The following is a 19,171-nucleotide window of genomic DNA, read 5'->3' on the forward strand; positions in this document are numbered from 1 at the left end:
TCTATTTTTTAATAAAATAACTTATTGCTTTTTAAATTCAATTGATTTTTGTAGTTTTCTAAAAACTCATCTAAATTATCACTTATTATAGATATTCCCTTTTCTAAATCTTGTATACTTGCCTTTGCTATGTTTATTCTAAAAAACCTATCATCAACTAAATTGTCAAAAAAGTATGTCCCTGGCAATAATGCAACTCCTTTTGACAGCATAAAATCGGTAAAATCTTTAGATGAATATCCTCTTGGTAACTCCAAGAAGAAATTTATTCCTCCATTAGCTTTTCTTACTTTTAGCCTATCACTTAGTCTTTCTTTTATTAATTTTTTAGCCAAAATATATTTTTCTGTATATATTTTTTCTACAACTTTAATATAATCATTCCAATTAAAAAATTCCATGTAATAATACATTGATTTTTGAATAAGTCCAGGTGTTGATATATCCGATGAATACTTTGCCCATAGTATTTTTTTTAATAATTCATTAGGTATTTCTACAATACCAATTCTAAGACCAGGCATAAATATTTTGGAAAAACTTTTTATGTATATAACTCTATTTTTATCATCATAACTTTTTAATGGTCTATTATCATTTGATTCAAAGCTAAAATCACTTATAAAATCATCTTCTAAAATATAAAAATCATATTTTTCAGCTAACTCAATTAACTTTTTCTTCTTATATGTCGAGTATGATATTCCCGTAGGATTTTGAAAATTTGGCATAGTATATATTAGCTTAGGTTTTATCTTTTCCAGCTTTAATTTCAATATACCTATATCAATTCCATCATCTAACATAGGTATTGATATTATTTTGGCACCCCTACTTTTAAACACTTGTATTGCTCCATTGTAGGTTGGTTCTTCTAGAAAAACCACATCAGAATAATTTATGAGCCCTTTGCATACAATATCAATCCCCTGTTGTGCTCCTGATATTATCTGTATATTATCCTTTGTGGTTTTTACTTTTGTAGTTTTTAAATATTCTACTATCTTTTCTCTTAATTCATCACACCCAAGACCTTCATCGTATTCAAATATAGCCTTATCTTCTTTGCTTATAGCCATATTTACAGCATTTTTAAAATCTTCTATAGGAAACATTTCCGTAGATGGATTTCCACTGTCAAAATGGATTATATCTTCATTTTTGAATTCTGTATTTGGGTCTTCCTTGTTACTTTTTAATCTTGAAACGAAAGTTCCACTACCTATGGTCTTATATACATACCCTTCATTTTCTAAAAGTTCATAAACCTTTACTATAGTTGTGTTATTTACTCCTATAGTTTGTGATAGTCTTCTTATTGGTGGTAATTTTTCATGCTCTTTTAGTTCTTTTTCTATTATTAAGTTTTTTATATAGTTATAGATTTGTAAATACTTTTTAGTGCTATTATCTAATTTTATATTATATTTTTCCATTTTATCACCACTTATATTTTACACTAATTTATTGATGGTTGTATTTATATCTGCTAATATGTAGTATGTATATATAATACCAAAAAAATCAAGAAAAGGGGAACTATTTATGTTTTATGACTATCATATGCACTCTAACTTTTCTAACGACAGCAAGTCTTCTATGGAAGATATGATAAAAAAATCTATTGACCTAGGACTTAAAGAAATTTGTTTTACCGATCATGTCGATTATGATGTAGATACTGATTACGGTCCACCAATTATTTTTGATGAATATTTTAATAAACTTGAAAATCTTCAAGATAAATATAAGAATAAAATTTCAATAAAAAAAGGTATTGAATTTGGACTTCAAAAACAAATAGTTGATACATGTAGTAGTGTAGCAAATCAATATCCTTTTGATTTTATAATATGCTCGATTCATTCTATTGATAAATTAGATTTATATTTTGGAGAATTCTTCAAAGGCAAAAATCAGCATGAAGCTTATGAGATGTACTTTAATGAGCTTTACTCTGTTGTTAAAACTTATAAAGATTACTCTGTTTTAGGTCATTTAGACTTAATTAAAAGATATGGAGACTATAATAAATTACTAGATGATAAATTATTTTCAGATATAATCGAAACTATATTAAAGCAAATTATTCAAGATGGAAAGGGAATAGAAATAAACACATCTTGTTATAGATATAATCTTCCAGACTTAACTCCATCTAGATACATATTAAATATGTATAAAGAATTAGGCGGAGAAATTATTACTACTGGGTCTGATTCTCATATGCCTTCTCAAATTGCCTATAAATTTGATTATATATATTCTTATCTTAAGAGTATAGGATTTAAGTATGTATGTAAATTTGATAAAATGAATCCAGAATTTATTAAGATATAATTATTTTTTCACCCCCTTATGAATATATTAAATTATAAGGGGGTGATTTATTGAAAATACCTAACCTTGTATTATCAACTATTATCCTATTTTTATCTAATATTGTAGTTAGAATCCTTGGATTTTTATATAAAGTATTTTTATCTAGAACTATAGGTGAAACTGGTTTAGGTATGTATTGCATGCTTTTTAATTTTTTAATGATGTGTATTGCTTTTACCACTACGGGTATACCTACTGCCCTTAGCTGTTTAGTCGCTAACAAAAAAGCTTTACATGATAAACACAGTAGTAATGTTTTTTTTATCTCTACATTATACATATCCTTTTTTATGGCTTTAATAATATCCTTATTAGTTTCATTTAATTCAAAATACTTATCCTTTAAGTTTTTGAAAGATTCTAATTTAACCCTATTTGTATTAGCTATTTGTCCTGCTATCATACTTATAACTATTTCTAATATTTTACGAGCATATTACTATGGTTTAGAGGATGTTGTTGTTCCTGCAATAGGTCAAATAATAGAACAAGTAGTTAGAATATTATTTGTTTTCTTAGTTATTTTATATATTAATAATAAATATTTAAGTTGTTACATAGCTTTATTGGGTATATCGGTTGGGGAGATTGCAAATATTCTATTCATGACACTTTCATTTTATAAAAATTCTAATATCTACAATAAATATACTATAAAACTTGAGGATTTTTACTATGCCTCCCTAGAAACAATTAAAATGTCTGTACCCATAACTTGTAATCGTATGTCTAGTATATTGATAAATTCAATTAGTTCTATTATAATTCCATCACGATTGACCTTATCTGGCATAACTTACGGAGAGTCTTTAAGAGTTTACGGTATTCTAAGCGGAATGGTAATTCCTTTTATTTACCTTCCTCTTACACTTGGTTCTGCCTTAGTAGTTAACCTAATTCCAAGTATTTCACAAGAACTAACTTTGAATAAGTACGAAAATATCAAAAAAAAAATCAAGTACTCTTTACTATTAAGTTTTTTTGTAGGTAGCTTTTGTTCCTTCTTATTTTATTTTTTCTCTAATCATTTATGTTTAATTATGTTTAACAACAAATTAGCTGGCATTTATTTGAAATCCATGTTTTTAGCTCCTTTATTTATATCTTTAAATCAAACACTTTCTGGAATCTTACAAGCAATAAGAAAAGAATTTTTATGTAGCATTATAACCATATCAGGAATGGTAATTCAATTACTTTCTATATATATATTAATTCCTATTCCTACTATTAATATTTACGCTTATATACATACTATAACTCTAGTTTCAGTGTTTACATGCTTATTACATGCTATAGTTCTTGTTAGAGCTTTAAAATTTCTAAACATTAGGAGGTTAAAATGAATAGCACTAATAAAAATATAAAACCCTTTTATATATATACTGAAAAAAATTGTCTATATATAAAAAATATTAATGAATATACAGAAAAATTATCAAATAATATTTACTCTTATTCAGCTAATCTTGATGATAAGAACAATATTCATCTATGTTGTTTAGATACATCCGGTAGACTAGTACATTTTTTCAACAATAATGGTTCTTGGAAAAAGAAGGTTATCCATAAGTTTTTTAATAGTTTAAGGAATATTAAAGATATGAGACTTTATATAATTAATGATTTACTTAATGTATTTGTTGTGGAAAGCTCTCCTATATCTGAAAATTTGTATAAGATATCTCATCTTTATTTCAATATTAGCAATTATAATGTTAGTAGATACAATATAACCAATATATTTAAAGATAAAGAGTGTATTTATAAACTAAATATTGATGAACTTTCCAATATTATATTTGAATACAAATCTAAATCTAATATTAGTAGAAATCTATCTGATAACATACTTATTTTTAACACGCTTGGAAGAAAGTGGATTACTCCAAATGCTCTTATTAGATGTAATCCTAATGGTAGTAGTTTAAGAATGCCTCTCTCAAATATAAAAGATGATATTTTTGAATACTGCTATAGCATAAAGTATAAAATTTAGATATTAATAAAGGCTATCAGAAACTGATAGCCTTTGTTTTTATTTAGCAACCACAATGACCTTTTTTATTTTGATTTTGGTTAGCAGTATCTCCACATCCTGAGAAATCACACACTTTTGCAAAAGTATCTACTACTCTTGGTTTTATTACTTGTGAAGCCCCTAATACTACTATTTGCTCATTTATTAGTATGCTAACTACTACTTGTAAGCAACAAATTAAATCTATATCATTTGGTATGCATAATTTGTATTGTTCATGTCCACAGAAATCGTCACAACAATCGTCACAACAGTCTCTTCCTACATGTTTTAATAATGCTTTTCCTACGCAGTCTACTGTTAAGTTAGCTTGGAAATCTTGTCTTAAAGTAATATTTCTTCCGTCAGCAGGAAGGCATATTGGAGCCGATAATGTGTTAAATATAAATTCAACTTCATTACATTTTCTTTTTTGACCACCAAATGGTTTAGTTGAAGGATATGCTAAAGCAACTATTTCTGTGCATCCACATTTTCCTCTTAATTCTAATACTAAATCTTCTACCATTACTGCTACACCTTTTTGCTTATAAACTACGTTTTGACCTTTTCCTTGTCTGCAGCAAGCAGAATTTTTTTCTAAGCATACTGCATAATCAAAAGTAGTTTCACAAGGTCTTTCATTTTCTATAAGTTCTATTTCATAATCCTCTAAGCTTGGTACTCCTGGAATTATTGATATAGAAGAATAATTTAAGCAAACCTTATCTATTGTTACATTTACTTGCCCACCTCTTGGAACTGGACCTCTAACTTCTAGTACTTCATATTCAAAGCATAACGGTTCTCCGTTTTCTCCTAATGCATCTGTAAAAGTTTGAAATTGCATAGTATCATATATTCTACTAGCTTCTATTGCATATGGTGTACAGTTAGAAGTTGAGAATTTTGGTGGAACTATAGGACAGCAGCAATCTGGACCACAATCAACATTATCTATACAATCTGTTGCGTCTATTTTGCATGGCTCGCAAGTTGGCTTGCTAGTACATTCACATTCACATTCACAATGCATTTTTTTAGTTTCATGCTCTTGATGTCCTTTTGATTTACAACCTCTATCTAACTCTTCACAAACAGCTTCTTCTCTTATTACTGATTGTGCAACTGGTTTGCTTGTTACCTTTTTTGTGACCCTTTTCATATCTTTCATTTATAAATGTCCTCCCCTAGAATGAATTCTTTAAAATTTATTGGCTTTCTTTGCCTAATTAATAATATGCAGTTTAGTTAATATTTGTTACTTACTTGTACTCTTTCTTAATATAAAAGTAGAATATTTTTTTTTTTTGTAAATATATATTTAGTATAAACATTTTGATAAGGAGGATATATATGAGTTTTATTAATAAATGCTTTACTATTATTAGACGTAGTCAAAGAGATGTGTTTAATATTAGATTAGATAACGATATTGTGTTTGATTACTTTGATAAGGATAATAACTTCATTTCGTCCAAAACTTTAAAGTCATCTACACCTATTGATTTTACAAACTGTTATTTTACTTTGGATAAATATGATACTGTTTATGGTATTTATAAAGATAATTCTTTAAAGATTATTGAAATTAACAAAGGTAGTTCTGACTTTTCAAGTAGAGAGATTTTAACTTATAACTATAAAAAATTTAGTATTTCATTTCCCTATATAAATGTAATTGATGGAAATATACATATCTTGTACTATGTTTTTAACAATAACTCTAATAATACTTGTGCTTTGTTTCATCATTATAGTCACAATGGAGTTTGGATAGAAAATAAAATTGATTTTATCAATCATATAGTATTAGATAAATTTACTGTAGTTTTAAGTCAAGACTCTCCTATAGTATTTTATTTCAATTTGGTAGATGGCTATGAAGAGGTATTTTTCTCAAGATTTAATATTAGTACTTTTTCTTGGTCTAATCCTGTACAAATTACAAATTCAAATAAAAACAAATTATACCTCTCTGTACTTAAAGATAGTATGAACTTTTACCATTTAACTTTCTGTGAAAACACAGATAATGGATATTCAGTTAAATACATAAACGGCTATTTAAATGAAAATAAATTAGAGATCAATGTTTCAACTTATATTACAGGTCCATCCACTTGTATGTATCCTACTATTCTTAAATATGATTCTGCATTATATTTAATGTGGGTCAATTATCAAAGATTATACACCTCAGTATCTAATGATTTAGGTAAGACTTGGGGTGAACATGATGTTGATGAATTTAGCGTGGAAGAAGATTTTACTAGAGCTAACTTTGCCTCTAATTGTATAGATGACTTGCCTTATAATCCAACAGGTGTATTTACTACCTATAGTACAATCGGTATTATTGGTTTTTAAAATTAAAATTACTTAAATTCAAAAAAAAAGTGTTGCTAAATTAGCAACACTTTTTTAAAATCCCAAAACACCGGTGACTCATATAAATTCATACCCGAGATACTCCCAGGTGGGTGATCTGTTAATAATTTTTAACTTCCTCTTATAAATAAGTGGCTTGTTATAGTTTTATTAAACTTCAATCTCCCTTATAACATTTGTCGGTTGAATTTAAATAAGCCTTGTCGTATGCTTCAGGATTTCTTATATTTATTATATAATAAATATCAAAATTTTGAAAGTGGTTTTATATAGGAAATATAAGAAATTTATTCTTTTTTTCCATTTTTTTCATTATTGTCTTATATGTACATGTCAAAACTTCATATTTTTAATCTTCTTCATCTTCATAATCATAATTTTCATAGTAATCTTCTTCATTTTCATAGACATCATGATCTTCTTCTTCATAGTCTTCTTCATCTTCAGAGTCATCATTATCATCACTTCTTAAAAGGTTTCCTAATAATTTAAGATTATTCATACTTCCTAAATTACTTATATTTACTAAAGAACTTAAACTAAATCCACTTTCTCCAAAATCATCAGGTAAAAATAGCTCTGCAAATAAATCAATCTTTTTCTTCATATCAATAGCTTTATCAATAGAGTCTTTCCTTTTCTCTGGAAAAACTTCTAGTATTTCTTTTATCATCATATTTTTCTTATCTTCTTCATCCATACTTCTAAAAAAGTTTGTTTCATCTTCCTCCATAATGTCTAGAGAGCTAAGTTTCTTTATTCCTCTTACCAAATCTAATAAACTTTCTACTTTTACTAGTAGCTTTTTTTCATCCTTAGACATATATTTTTTAGTTCTAGCTATTATTTCCATACCTCTTTCTAAGTCTTCATCACTTAAATCCATCAACTTCATACCTTTGTTTATATCATCTATATTAAATCCAAGTATATTTTCTATTTTATTTCTTTGTTTTTTAGTAGTTGATTTCTTTATAGGCTTAGGTTTTTTATTTGTATTTGAAGAATCAGTAGCAGTCTCTTTAGTAGCTTGTTTTGATTTATTTTTACTATCAAATAATGATACGTTTCCTAGGGATATATTACCATTACTTAATGCTATTATTCCAATTATTAATAATAGGTTATTCAATATTCGTCACCCCTTAAAATATACTTCTTCCTCATATATAAAGTATGTTTTATTTAATACTAGTGTTACTTTTTTTTAAATTTAATGCATATATATTATCTATAGAAAATTTTATTTATCTTAATTACTTTACTTTTCACACTTTTTCTATTTTTCTATATATAAATAATATGAATTAAAACTCACTTATATTATAAGAAAGGAGAATTTTATGAAAAAAGTAAATACTGAAGTTATTGAAAAAATGGCTAAACAAAAAAATATAGACAAAGATCAAATTGAAAAGATAGCTGATGGATATAAAGGCAAATCAGAATCTGAGCTTATGGATGAACTTGTTAAAATTGGAAAAACTTTAGAGGGTAAAGAAGAGGTTGTTTCTAAATTAAAAACTTTTCTTGATGATGGTCAAAGAAAGAAAATAGACGCAATAATGAACAAAATTTCTGACGCCGAAGCTCAAAGTAAAACTGATAGTAAAAAATCTAAAAGTAAGAAGAATACCAATATAGACAGTACTTCCCAAGAAAAAAAATCTCAAAAATCTAAATCTAATGAAAATAATTCTACTGCTACAGAATCCGATCAACCATCTTCTACTAAAAAAACTAAAAAAGTAATAAGAAAAGTAAAAAAATCAAGCACTGATTCTAATTAAAATTAAAAAAATAAAGGAGAACTCAATACATTGAGTTCTCCTTTATTTTTTTAGCTTTCTAATTTTAAATGTATATCTTTTATTATTATTTTTTTAATATCACATGCTTTAGATAAAATTTCTTTGCATGCTTTGCTGTATTCTTCATGTAGCTCTTTATTTTCAAGACCCATTAGGTTTACCTTTACATTTAATATTGCTCCTTCTAATCCACTATATATCATAAGAGTTCCTACCCCTATGTCAGTTATAGCATTTTGATTTCCATGTGATATCAAATGCTCTAATATCTCTAAAGCCTCTAATGATAATTTAGCAGTTCTTAGAGGAACATCTATAGAGAACAAAGTTGCATCTTGTATAGCTTGTTTTCTAATTACTAGTTTTTCTTCTGTATCTTTTGGCATCTTCATAGCCTTCATTACTTCATTAAATGACTCAGTATCTTTATCTACTAGTTTTACTAATTCTTGTCTTATATCTCCTAGTTTATTAAATCTACTGACAAACTCAACTCTTATATCTTCATCTAAGCTTTCATACTTTTTCTTTCCAAAGCTTAAATGAGCCATCATTCTAGCAAGTCCAACTCCTATATTACTTGCAAAAGCTGATACAGAACCCCCACCAGGTGCTGGTGAGTTAGAATCTACTTCATCTGAAAAATCTACTATAGTCATATCAATTAACTTCATATTTTCCCCCTTAAAATTTTATTATTGTATTACTTTCTTATCATCAACAACTAACACACCATTTTTATAAACTCTATCTACATGGTTTATTCCAAAATGGTACATTAAATACTCTACATTAGGTGCATCAAATATTATTAAATCTGCTTTTTTTCCTACTTCTATAGACCCAATTTCATCTTGTCTATCAATTGCATATGCTGCATTTATAGTAACAGCATTTAAAACTTCATTTGGTGTCATTTTTAATCCTAAGCATCCTAATTGCATAGCAAACTGTAAATTTTCACTTGGACAACTTCCTGGATTATAATCACTAGATAAAGCTACTGCCACATTTAACTCTATCATTTTTCTTGCATTTGCATAGTTTTTATTTAAATTAAAAGATGTGCCTGGAAGTATATTAGCAACAACATTATTTTCTGCCATCATCTTTAATCCATCTTCACTCGCTGCCATTAAATGGTCAGATGAGATACATCCTAATTTTGCAGATAATTCAGCTCCTCCTAAGGAAACTATTTCATCAGCATGAATTTTTAATTTATATCCCATATTCTTTGCTGACGAAAGTATGTATTCTCCTTCTTCTATAGAGAATACTCCTTCTTCACAGAATACATCACAAAATTCAGCTAGCTCTAGTTCTTTTACTTTTGGTAACATTTCTTTGACTACTATATCTACAAATGCTTTAGAGTTATTTTTATACTCCATAGGAATTGCATGAGCTCCTAAAAATGTATGTACTAAATCTACAGGATGCTCTTCGCTTAGTTTTTTAGCTACCTTTAATTGCTTTATTTCCGTATCTAATTCTAAACCATATCCACTCTTAGATTCTACAGTTGTAACACCAAACTCTAACATTCTATCTAAGCTTTTTCTAGCCTTATTGTACAATTCATCTTCACTAGCTTCTTTTGTACTTTTTACTGTACTCAGTATTCCTCCACCTTGTTTTAATATTTCTATGTAAGGAATACCTTGTAATTTTTTAGAAAACTCATTTTCTCTTGATCCTCCGTGAACCAAGTGGGTATGAGCATCTATAAGTCCTGGTGTTACTAAAAGACCATTTGCATTTTCTATTTTTGTATCATTACTTACTATATTTTCATAGTCTTTTCCTGTTCCAATTTCTACAATTATTCCATCCCTTATTGCCACATATGCATTTTCTATTATTTCTATCTTATTCATGTCTTGGCCTATTCTTGGAGAATTAGAACCTCTCATAGTGGCTAGTTTTCCTATATTTTTAATAATCAAATCTATTCTCATATTTTTACTCCATTAAACTAGTTTCTAGTACCTTGTCTAGAGAAAAATCTTCTAGACCTAAATAGTATGCAGCTGTATCTACTAATGCCTCCATTGGACAAAGTCCTACAACTTCACTTCCTGTAACATTTACTCCATATCTTCTCGCTTCCATTTTTACAGCTTCGAAAGCTCTATATATACTTGTTTTTGTATAATCTGTTAAATTCATTGTAACTTGAGTCATTTGTCTTTCTGGTATTTCTACTGGTCCTGCTTTTATATATCTATAGCCACCACTAGAATGTCTTATTGTCTTAGCTATTTTTGATGCTATTTCAATATTTGTAGTATCTAAGTTGATATTGTAAGCTATAAGAGGTCTTCTTGCCCCTATTGCTATTGCTCCAGCTGTAGGGTGTTTTTTGCTTTCACCAAAATCAGGAGCCCAATTAGCATCTTCAAATTTTAAATCAAGACCTTCAAATTCACCTCTTCTAACAGTAGCTAAATTTTCTCTTTCAGCTTTAGCTGCTGCTTGCTCATATAAAAATACTGGTATCTTATATTTCTCTGCTACCTCTTCACCTAACTCTTTAGCTACTTTTATAGCATCTTCCATAGTCATATCTTTTATCGGTATAAACGGACATACATCTGTTGCTCCAAATCTAGAGTGTTGTCCTTTATGCTCATTAAGATCTATAACATCTTTTGCTACTCCTATAGCTTCTAATACTGCTGCTTTAACTTTTTGTGGATTTCCTATTACTGTTACTACTAATCTGTTGTAATTTTTGTCTGGCTCATAATTTAAAAGCCTAACTCCTTCTTTTCCTCTTAATGGACTAACTATCTTTTCTATTTTGTCTAAATCTCTACCTTCACTAAAATTAGGTACGCATTGTACTATTGCCATATTAAAATCCCCCCTATTATGATATATAGTTATATTGTTGTATTTTCTATTGCTTTATTTATTAATTCTTCATCTACTATGTAAGGAAGAGTTATATGGTCTTTTCCTTCACACATTTTATTGTACTCAATAGATGTTGTTATAGAGTTTTCGTTTCTAGCCCAAGCTCGTCTAGCGACTCCACTCATAACATCCCATGGCATTGACGTTCTAAGTATGTCATCTACTCTTTGAGAACCGTCTAGTACCATTCCAAAACCTCCATTGATAGATTTACCTATTCCAACTCCTCCTCCATTGTGAAGAGCCACTAAACTCATTCCTCTTGCACAATTTCCTGCAAAGCAATGAGTAGCCATTTCAGACATTATATTACTTCCATCTTTTATATTTGAAGTTTCTCTAAATGGAGAGTCTGTACCAGATACATCGTGGTGGTCTCTACCTAACATTACTGGTCCTATTTCTCCTTTTCTTACCATCTCATTAAATTTAAGAGCTATACTTGTTCTTCCCATAGCATCTTGATAAAGTATTCTTGCCTTAGTCCCTACTACTAATTTATTTTTCTTTGCATCTCTGATCCAAGCCCAATTGTCTCTATCTTGATATCTTCTATTAGGATCTATGCAATCCATAGCAGCCTTATCTGTTTTTTCTAAATCCTCTTCTTTTCCAGTTAAACATACCCATCTAAATGGCCCATATCCATAATCAAATAACTGTGGCCCTAAAATATCTTCAACATATGATGGGAATATAAATCCATCTTTTTCGTCTACTCCATTTTTAGATATCTCCATACATCCAGCATCATATACAGCCTTCATAAAGCTATTCCCATAATCAAAGAAGTAAACACCTTTATTATGTAATTCTTTAATCATCTCAAAATGCTTTATTAAAGTTTTATCTACTAACTCTATAAATTTATTTTTATCTTCTGCTAATAGCCTAGTTCTTTCTTCAAAGGTAATCCCTTGAGGACAATATCCTCCATCGTAAACCGCATGGCATGATGTTTGGTCTGATAGTAAATCTATGTGTATGCTATTATTAACAGCATACTCTAATAAATCTACTATATTACCATGATAAGCTATAGCACAAGGTTCTTTTCTCTCCATATATTCATTAGCTAAAGTAAAAGCTTCTTCACAAGTTCTAGCTACCTTACTTACCCAACCTTGAGTGTATCTTGTTTCTATTCTTGAATAGTCAACTTCAGCTATTATGCCTACTCCTCCAGCTATTTCGCAAGCCTTACCTTGAGCTCCACTCATTCCACCAAGTCCTGATGTTACAAACAATTTACCTGCTAAATCTAAGTCTGCATCTACTCCAAGTACAAGTCTACCTGCATTTAATAATGTAGAGTATGTTCCATGTACGATACCTTGTGGGCCTATATACATCCACCCACCAGCAGTCATTTGACCATAATTAGATACACCTATAGCAGCAGCTCTTTTCCACTCTTCTTGATTGTCAAACATTCCTATCATAAGCCCATTACTTAATATTACTCTTGGTGCATCTGGCTTAGATTTAAATAAACCTAATGGATGCCCTGATTGAATAACTAAAGTTTGATCTTGTGTTAATACTTTTAAATATTCTTTTATTAAGACATATTGCATCCAGTTTTGAAATACTTGACCTGTTTCTCCATATGTTACAAGTTCATATGGATATAAAGCTATATCAAAATCAAGATTGTTATCTATCATAACTTGGAAGGCCTTACCTTCTATACATTTACTATTATATTCATCTATACAATTTCCCTTTAAGTTACCCTCTGGTCTAAATCTATATCCATAAATTCTTCCCATCGTCATTAATTCATTTAAAAACTCTGGTGCAAGTTCTTCATGATATTCTTCTGGTATATATCTTAAAGCATTTTTTAATGCTAGTTTAATATCTGCATCTGATAATTTTGCTTCTCTCTTTGGCGCCCTTCTTATTCCCTCTATAAACTGTGGTACCTTTTCTGGAATATGAGTTATTTTAATACTCATAGATTCTTCTATTTCTTTGTTTAAATATGATAATGACTTGTCTATACTAATCATACCTATTATCCCCCTTAGATTAACTTAAACTCGGTGCTAAAAAGTTTTCATCTGTTAAAATTTCACTTCCAAGTGCTTTTTCAACTGCTTCAACTAACAGATTATTAATTATTATGTCTTCTGCAATATTTATGTCCTTGTACATTATTCTATCTTTATCTACAAAAGAAGTATGCTCTCTAACTACTTGGTATGCTGCTTCTGTTCCTGCTCCTAGAGTTTCTTTTCCTCTTAAGTCTATAGCTTGAACTGCACCTAAAACTTCCATAGCTATTACTTTTCGTGCATTTTCCATAATCTCTCTTGCTTTTCTAGCTGCTATAGTACCCATAGACACATGATCTTCTTGATTTGCAGATGATGGTATTGAGTCTACACTTGCTGGATGAGCTAAAACTTTATTTTCTGATACTAATGATGCTGCACTATATTGAACTATCATAAATCCAGAGTTTAGGCCTCCATTATTAGCTAAGAATGCTGGTAAACCATGGCTTAAAGCTGGATTAACTAATTTTTCTAGTCTTCTTTCTGATATATTAGCTAACTCTGATAACGCTATTCCTAAAAAGTCAAAGCTTAATGCCATAGGTTGTCCATGGAAGTTCCCTCCAGAAATAATTTCTTCCACATCTGGGAATATTATTGGATTATCTGTTGCAGAGTTTATTTCTATGTTTATTTTATTTTTTACATATTCAATTGCATCTTTACTAGCTCCATGTATTTGTGGAGTACATCTTAATGAATATGCATCTTGAACTCTCTGCTCTCCTTGTTTTGTAGTCATTTGACTTCCTGACAGTATTTCAAGAATATTTTTTGCAGTATTTATTTGACCTTTATGAGGTCTTACTGAATGTACTTTTTCATCCATAGCACAAGTTATTCCATTCAGTGCTTCCATAGTAAGAGAAAAAGCTATATCTGCAGTTTTTAATAAATTTATTGAATCATATAATGTCAATAGTCCTACTGATGTCATTACTTGAGTTCCATTTATAAGTGCTAAACCTTCTTTTGAAGATAAGTATTCTAGTATATTTATACCTGCTTTTTCCATTGCTTCTTTTGAGCTTAATCTTTCGCCTTTATATATAGCTTCACCTTCTCCAAGCATAGTTAAAACCATATGAGATAAAGGTGCTAAATCCCCTGACGCTCCTAAAGAACCTTTTTCTGGTATTATAGGATGTACTCCCTTATTTATCATCTCTACTAGAGTTCTTAAGGTTTCTATTCTAACTCCTGAATATCCCTTCGATAAAGCATTCACTCTAAGTAGCATAATTCCTCTTACTATATCTTCACTTAAAGGGTTTCCTACTCCACATGAATGACTTATAATTAAGTTTTTTTGTAACTGTTGTGAATCTTTTTTATTTATAGCTACATCTGAAAATTTTCCAAAACCTGTTGTTATTCCATAAGATACTTTTTCTTCTTCCACAAGCTTGTCTACTAAATCTCTTGCTTTTTTAACTTTGCTAAGTGCTTCTTCCGTTAAAACCACTTCATAATTTTGTCTCGCTACATTAACAACATCTTCAATCGTCAAACTATTCCCGTCTATAAATATTTTTCCCATAACCAATACTCCTTAATGTTATTATTTTCTAAAGTTTGATTTTAGAATGACTTTTTTCAACATTCTTTTTAATAATTCTATATATATTTCTTCAGTCCTTCTATATATTCATATTTTATTTTGTTAAATTTATATGTATAAATTTAATGAGATAATAATTTACTACGCTTTAGTCATTTTATTTATTTTGAAAATCAAAAAGGCATACTATCTATATGGATAATATGCCTTTTACTTATCTTCTCTCTATAACACTTTCTCTTTCAACTATTTTATATGGAAGTTCTATTTTTTTAGATTCTAAAATTTCTTTACTTATCATTTTTATTACCATTCTTATTGCAACAGCGCCCATATCGTATAATGGTTGATGTACTGTTGTTAATTTAGGTCTATACATTTTTGCTATTTTTACATCGTTAAATCCTGCTACTGATATATCTTCAGGCACCTTGTATCCTGCATCGCATATTGCGTTGATAGCTCCTATTGCTGCTTCGTCTCCCGTTACAAATGCTGCATGAGGTACTTTACCTTCATCTAGAAGTTCCTTCATACTTTCATATCCCGCTTCATAATTAGTTCCACCGTATTTTATTAACTCTTTATTAATATTTATTCCATTTTCTTCAAGTGCTTGCTCATACCCTGCAAGTCTTTCCATTTCTAAAACCGTATCATCTTTACTAGTCATTACGAAAGCTATATCTTTATGTCCTTTAGCTATAAGGTACTTAGTCATATCATAAGTAGCTTCTTTATTGCTCGTACTAACTGTATGAATATCATAGTTTCTAGCTGTTTTACTTATATATGTTGCTGGTATTCCACAATTTTGAATGTAGCTTATATGTTCTTCTTCTACATTCCAACATATCATAACTATACCTTCAACCTGCTTTGCTCTTAGTAAATTTATACTTTTTAATTCTTGTTCTTTATCTGAATATGTATTTGCTAAAAGAATTTCATAGTCATACATTTTAGCTACTTCTTCTATTCCGTTTAATATTTCATTTACAAATGAGTCTGAAACTTCAGGTACTATTACTCCTATAAGCTGACTTTTCTTTGTTACTAAACTTCTAGCTAATGGATTTGGTATATACCCCGTTTCCTTTATAACATCTAAAACTTTTTGTTTTACTTCATCTGTAACTGGCTTTGAATCATTTATAACTCTAGATACTGTAGATATAGAAACGCCTGCTTGTTTTGCTACATCTTTTATCGTAATAACACTCTTCATGTTTAATGCCCTCCTTTATTTATTTTAACTTAATTTATTTTAATTTATTTTTTATTAATCAAAACTATATTTTATCATAAATATTACATTATATAAATATATAATTTAATGTTCTACAAAATACCTATTTTTTACTGATATACTTTAATATATTTTTATATTACTCTAAGCGCACAATTTTATACCTTTTCAAATGAAAAAATCATTTTTATGCTACATGTTCTATAATAGAAAAATTTCCTTAAGCGTAAAAAAGCATTGGTACTTTGTACCAATGCTTTGAGATTGCTATATGCTACTAGCAGCAATCTCCCCCAAATAATTCTCCACAAGAGCAAGTTATTAATAATAATATTAAGAAAGGTATCCAAGCCATTATGTCTATATCTACCCAACTATCTCCAAATGCTAGGAATAAGAAGAATAATACTATTATCCACCATGCTCCTCCACCGAAACATCCACCTTCTCCAAATAATCTACTTAACATATATAGTCCTCCCCATAATTAAAGATTTAACTTAGATATACTTTATAGACAAGTATATTCTATATGACAGTTAACCATTTTTATTAACTTTTTTTCATAGTATATACTATGATATTAATTAGTTTTTTGTTACAAACATTCTCCACAACTGCAAATTATTAACAATACTATTAAGAAAGGTATCCAAGCCATTATATCTATGTCTACCCAGCTATCCCCAAATGCTAGGAATAAGAAAAATAATATTATTATCCACCATACTCCTCCAAATAACCCATCTTCACCAAAAAATCTATCTAACATTTTGCTACCTCCTGTTGTTATTTATTTTGAGCTTTCACTCTTAACATATAATATGCATGTTATATGTTAAGTGATAATGTTTTATTTATTTTTTTTTATTTAACATAAAAATTTAATTTGCTCCTGTTGCTAACTATAATTTCCTTAAGCGTAAAAAAGGATGCAAAAGCATCCTTTTTTACTTCTTTTGTTCACTTGACTACTAGCAGTCGTAGTTATTATCTAAGCATCCACAATCTCCGTCGTCTCCAAATTCTCCACAAGAACATACAATTAGTAATAATATTAAGAATGGAATCCAATCAGTTATACATATTTCACTCCAGCACTCTTGGAAAGCTAAGAATAGGAAAAATAGTACTATTATCCACCATCCTCCGCCTCCAAAACAATCGAACATTCTAGTCAACTTACTACTCATATAATTCCCCTCCTAAATATAGATCTTTAATTTATGCATCCCCAGATGTCATAGGGATTATTTCCCTCTCTTTATATACTATGTAAATCTCACTAAAGTGTTATTATTTTTTTATAAAATTTAGTAATTTAAAAGGACCATTTAAAGGTCCCTTAATATTAGCAACATCCACACCCATCATCAAAATTAGTTAAAAGAAGAACTAATAACACTATCCATATTAAAGACATCTCTTCACAGAATAACCATTCTATAATTTCATCCCCTAATAGAAGAAGTGCACCTATTATTATTATTATTATAAATCCACATCCTCCAAATCCACATCCTCCAAATAAACGTTCTAATGATATATTATTTGACATATTTATGCCCCCTTTGGAATTTATAGGTATTTATATTTACACCTATTTAATAAATATTATGTATTTGTGAATTAAATTGTTACTTTTTGCTTAATTATTTTTTCAAAAAAAAAAGAAATCATTCGATTTCTTTTAATAGCAAGTATCATCAAAATTAAATACCAATAATATTACTAGTATTATCCATATCCACATATTATCATCTTCCAGGAAAATATCTAATATATCAGTACACATAAATAATAATACTAGCACTATTATTATTAACATTCCGTTTCCAAAAAGGCCATCTTCGCCTCCAAATAACCTATATAGTGATTGCTCTAGCTTCGCCATGACCTCCCCCCCTTTTTTTACTCTATCTAATATATAAGTATATGTTTAATACCTAAATAAGTTCTTTACTCTGTTATATTATTATTTGCTAATTTATTTAACTCTTTTTCACATAAATGATTATACTCGGTTGCTTTTTTCAAATAATATCCTTTGTCTTTATCTTCAGATACACCTTCTATTAAATATTCTATCGATTTAATTTTATATTTTTTATAATCATCTATTAAAAAAGTTGTATGTGAATTTTCAATTCCTCTTTTTAAAGTCATTAATCTAGATATATATTCATCCTTTTTCTTATTTACATAATTTTCTTTATCTACTATATCTTCTAATATAATATTAGACTCTACTATATAGGCCTTTATCATCTGTATATCTAAAGTTATTGAATTATAGTATAAGTTTGCTACAACAACTAGGAATACACCTATTGATGCTACAAACAATCCTATGTTCCTCATAATAATTCCTCCTATGTTTTTGCTTTATATAGTAATTTATATTCCATTAATAAAAATTTATTACTTTTTATTCAAATCCGTATTGAAAAAATCTTCATATTATATTAAACTACAATTAAAATTGTCAAAGATTTTAGGAGGGTAATCATGTTTGAAAAAGTAAAATCAATAATAGCTGATCAATTAGGTATAGATAATTTAGATGAAATAACTTTAGAAACATCTTTAGTAGATGATCTAGAAGCTGATTCATTAGATGCAGTAGAAATTATTATGTCTCTTGAAGATGAGTTTGGTATAGAAATTCCAGATGAAGAAGCTGAGAACTTTAAGACTGTTGGAGATTTATTCAAGTATATAGAAGATAACAAGTAAATATATCTACATATAAAAACCGAGTTTATTCAACTC

General features: G+C 28.7%; 21 protein-coding genes and 1 other RNA gene. 6 read left to right on the top strand and 16 right to left on the bottom strand.

The genetic code is table 11. The annotated features are described in order from the left end of the window. Window positions 1-8 precede the first annotated feature (8 nt). A complete protein-coding gene (locus tag ACRC03_RS16280) occupies window positions 9-1,436 on the bottom strand; it encodes a PLP-dependent aminotransferase family protein (RefSeq protein WP_438653647.1) in 1,428 nt (475 codons plus the stop codon). A 109-nt stretch (window positions 1,437-1,545) separates the two neighbouring features. Here ACRC03_RS16280 and ACRC03_RS16285 point away from each other — a divergent pair, with 109 nt between their 5' ends. Genes ACRC03_RS16285 through ACRC03_RS16295 form a run of 3 tightly spaced genes read left to right on the top strand, consistent with a single transcriptional unit; the run spans window position 1,546 to window position 4,381 of the window. After that, window positions 1,546-2,340, top strand: coding sequence for a histidinol-phosphatase HisJ family protein (locus tag ACRC03_RS16285; RefSeq protein WP_438653648.1), 795 nt, complete (start codon window positions 1,546-1,548; stop codon window positions 2,338-2,340). Window positions 2,341-2,390: 50 nt separating this feature from the next. Then, a complete protein-coding gene (locus ACRC03_RS16290) occupies window positions 2,391-3,728 on the top strand; it encodes a polysaccharide biosynthesis protein (RefSeq protein ID WP_438653649.1) in 1,338 nt (445 codons plus the stop codon). After that, window positions 3,725-4,381 (top strand): hypothetical protein, encoded by a 657-nt coding sequence (locus ACRC03_RS16295; protein WP_438653650.1) that lies wholly within the window; start codon window positions 3,725-3,727, stop codon window positions 4,379-4,381. The genes ACRC03_RS16290 and ACRC03_RS16295 overlap by 4 nt, the downstream gene beginning before the upstream one ends. 43 nt (window positions 4,382-4,424) lie before the next feature. Here ACRC03_RS16295 and ACRC03_RS16300 read toward each other — a convergent pair whose 3' ends face one another. After that, window positions 4,425-5,576 carry an exosporium morphogenetic protein CdeC gene (locus ACRC03_RS16300; RefSeq protein ID WP_438653651.1) on the bottom strand — a complete coding sequence of 384 codons (1,152 nt, stop codon included), beginning with the start codon at window positions 5,574-5,576 and terminating at the stop codon, window positions 4,425-4,427. 182 nt (window positions 5,577-5,758) lie between these two features. Here ACRC03_RS16300 and ACRC03_RS16305 point away from each other — a divergent pair, with 182 nt between their 5' ends. Further along, window positions 5,759-6,772: a hypothetical protein gene (locus ACRC03_RS16305; RefSeq protein WP_438653652.1), complete on the top strand. Its 1,014-nt coding sequence runs from the start codon at window positions 5,759-5,761 to the stop codon at window positions 6,770-6,772. 55 nt (window positions 6,773-6,827) lie between these two features. On the opposite strand, the gene ssrS is transcribed toward ACRC03_RS16305, so the two are convergent. Together ssrS and ACRC03_RS16315 are read right to left on the bottom strand one after the other, a co-directional pair. Then, a non-coding RNA gene (gene ssrS, locus ACRC03_RS16310) (6S RNA) lies at window positions 6,828-7,015 on the bottom strand. 127 nt (window positions 7,016-7,142) lie between these two features. Then, window positions 7,143-7,925 (bottom strand): hypothetical protein, encoded by a 783-nt coding sequence (locus ACRC03_RS16315; protein ID WP_438653653.1) that lies wholly within the window; start codon window positions 7,923-7,925, stop codon window positions 7,143-7,145. A gap of 211 nt (window positions 7,926-8,136) precedes the next feature. On the opposite strand from ACRC03_RS16315, the gene ACRC03_RS16320 reads away from it, so the two are divergent. Continuing rightward, window positions 8,137-8,583: a hypothetical protein gene (locus ACRC03_RS16320; RefSeq protein WP_438653654.1), complete on the top strand. Its 447-nt coding sequence runs from the start codon at window positions 8,137-8,139 to the stop codon at window positions 8,581-8,583. Window positions 8,584-8,633: 50 nt separating this feature from the next. On the opposite strand, the gene ACRC03_RS16325 is transcribed toward ACRC03_RS16320, so the two are convergent. The 12 genes from ACRC03_RS16325 to ACRC03_RS16380 all read right to left on the bottom strand — a co-directional run bounded on the left by ACRC03_RS16325 (window position 8,634) and on the right by ACRC03_RS16380 (window position 18,760). Beyond that, window positions 8,634-9,278, bottom strand: a complete 645-nt coding sequence (locus ACRC03_RS16325) for a cyclodeaminase/cyclohydrolase family protein (RefSeq protein ID WP_438653655.1) — start codon at window positions 9,276-9,278, stop codon at window positions 8,634-8,636. Between the two features lie 21 nt (window positions 9,279-9,299). Then, window positions 9,300-10,565, bottom strand: coding sequence for an imidazolonepropionase (hutI, locus tag ACRC03_RS16330; protein WP_438653656.1), 1,266 nt, complete (start codon window positions 10,563-10,565; stop codon window positions 9,300-9,302). A gap of 4 nt (window positions 10,566-10,569) precedes the next feature. Further along, window positions 10,570-11,463, bottom strand: a complete 894-nt coding sequence (gene ftcD, locus ACRC03_RS16335; protein WP_438653657.1) for a glutamate formimidoyltransferase — start codon at window positions 11,461-11,463, stop codon at window positions 10,570-10,572. A 29-nt stretch (window positions 11,464-11,492) separates the two neighbouring features. Continuing rightward, window positions 11,493-13,487 carry a urocanate hydratase gene (locus ACRC03_RS16340; RefSeq protein ID WP_438653691.1) on the bottom strand — a complete coding sequence of 665 codons (1,995 nt, stop codon included), beginning with the start codon at window positions 13,485-13,487 and terminating at the stop codon, window positions 11,493-11,495. A 73-nt stretch (window positions 13,488-13,560) separates the two neighbouring features. Next, a complete protein-coding gene (gene hutH, locus ACRC03_RS16345) occupies window positions 13,561-15,129 on the bottom strand; it encodes a histidine ammonia-lyase (protein WP_438653658.1) in 1,569 nt (522 codons plus the stop codon). 235 nt (window positions 15,130-15,364) lie between these two features. After that, the gene (locus ACRC03_RS16350) at window positions 15,365-16,378 is read right to left on the bottom strand and encodes a LacI family DNA-binding transcriptional regulator (protein WP_438653659.1); all 1,014 of its coding nucleotides are present in this window, start codon (window positions 16,376-16,378) and stop codon (window positions 15,365-15,367) included. 298 nt (window positions 16,379-16,676) lie between these two features. Next, entirely contained in the window at window positions 16,677-16,868 is a 192-nt protein-coding gene (locus ACRC03_RS16355) for a hypothetical protein (RefSeq protein ID WP_438653660.1), read from the bottom strand. Window positions 16,869-16,997: 129 nt separating this feature from the next. Continuing rightward, window positions 16,998-17,171 (bottom strand): hypothetical protein, encoded by a 174-nt coding sequence (locus ACRC03_RS16360; RefSeq protein ID WP_438653661.1) that lies wholly within the window; start codon window positions 17,169-17,171, stop codon window positions 16,998-17,000. A gap of 202 nt (window positions 17,172-17,373) precedes the next feature. After that, complete coding sequence (locus tag ACRC03_RS16365; protein ID WP_438653662.1) at window positions 17,374-17,592, bottom strand: hypothetical protein; 219 nt, start codon at window positions 17,590-17,592, stop codon at window positions 17,374-17,376. A 158-nt stretch (window positions 17,593-17,750) separates the two neighbouring features. Continuing rightward, window positions 17,751-17,957, bottom strand: a complete 207-nt coding sequence (locus ACRC03_RS16370; RefSeq protein ID WP_438653663.1) for a hypothetical protein — start codon at window positions 17,955-17,957, stop codon at window positions 17,751-17,753. A 132-nt stretch (window positions 17,958-18,089) separates the two neighbouring features. Further along, entirely contained in the window at window positions 18,090-18,293 is a 204-nt protein-coding gene (locus ACRC03_RS16375) for a hypothetical protein (protein ID WP_438653664.1), read from the bottom strand. 65 nt (window positions 18,294-18,358) lie between these two features. Further along, window positions 18,359-18,760 carry a hypothetical protein gene (locus ACRC03_RS16380; protein WP_438653665.1) on the bottom strand — a complete coding sequence of 134 codons (402 nt, stop codon included), beginning with the start codon at window positions 18,758-18,760 and terminating at the stop codon, window positions 18,359-18,361. Window positions 18,761-18,907: 147 nt separating this feature from the next. Here ACRC03_RS16380 and acpP point away from each other — a divergent pair, with 147 nt between their 5' ends. Further along, a complete protein-coding gene (acpP, locus tag ACRC03_RS16385; RefSeq protein WP_438653666.1) occupies window positions 18,908-19,135 on the top strand; it encodes an acyl carrier protein in 228 nt (75 codons plus the stop codon). The last annotated feature ends 36 nt before the right edge of the window (window positions 19,136-19,171 follow it).

The organism is Romboutsia sp., from assembly GCF_051659545.1.
Taxonomy (GTDB): Bacteria; Bacillota; Clostridia; order Peptostreptococcales; family Peptostreptococcaceae; genus JBOFOR01.